Source organism: Streptomyces sp. SID12501, assembly GCF_010550245.1.
Lineage (GTDB): Bacteria > Actinomycetota > Actinomycetes > Streptomycetales > Streptomycetaceae > Streptomyces.
This window is the reverse complement of the sequence record NZ_JAAGLU010000382.1, coordinates 1-537: the sequence shown is the minus strand read 5'-3', so window position 1 is coordinate 537 and position 537 is coordinate 1. Positions and strand designations below refer to the sequence as shown.

Annotated in this window: 1 protein-coding gene; it reads left to right on the top strand. The window is 73.9% G+C overall.

What is annotated here, in order from left to right; translation table 11 throughout:
- Positions 1-537 (top strand): ATP-binding cassette domain-containing protein (locus G3I71_RS46345; RefSeq protein ID WP_164324951.1); only part of this gene is annotated, 537 nt, incomplete at both ends.

The window sequence follows — 537 nt, the reverse complement described above, 5'->3', positions numbered from 1 at the left end:
GGCGATCGGCGCCGGCATCGCGACCGTCTACCAGGAGCTCGCGCTGCTGCCCAACCTCACGGTGGCGCAGAACGTGCACCTGGGCGCCGAGCGCTCGCGCGCCGGCCTGCTGCGCCGCGAGGCCATGCGGGACGACGCGCGGCGGCTCGTCGAGCAGTTCGGCATCGACGTCGACGTCGACCGGCGCCTGGGGGACTACCCCGTGGCGACCCGGCAGATGCTCGAGATCGCGGTGGCCACCCACCGCAAGGCCCGCTACCTGCTGCTCGACGAGCCGACCACCTCCCTCGAGGGCGGTCAGGTCGAGCGGCTGCTCGAGATGGTGCGCTCGCTCGCGGCGGGGGGCATGGGCGTCGTGTTCGTCGACCACAAGCTCGACGAGCTGTACGCCGTGTGCAACCGCGTGGTCGCGCTGGTCGACGGACGCGTGCGCATCGACGCGCGCGTCGACGAGGTCAGCCGCCACGACGTGGTCGCCGCGATCGCGGGCGACGCGGCTGCCGAGGCCGACGAGGCACGTCGCCGCTCCCCTGACGG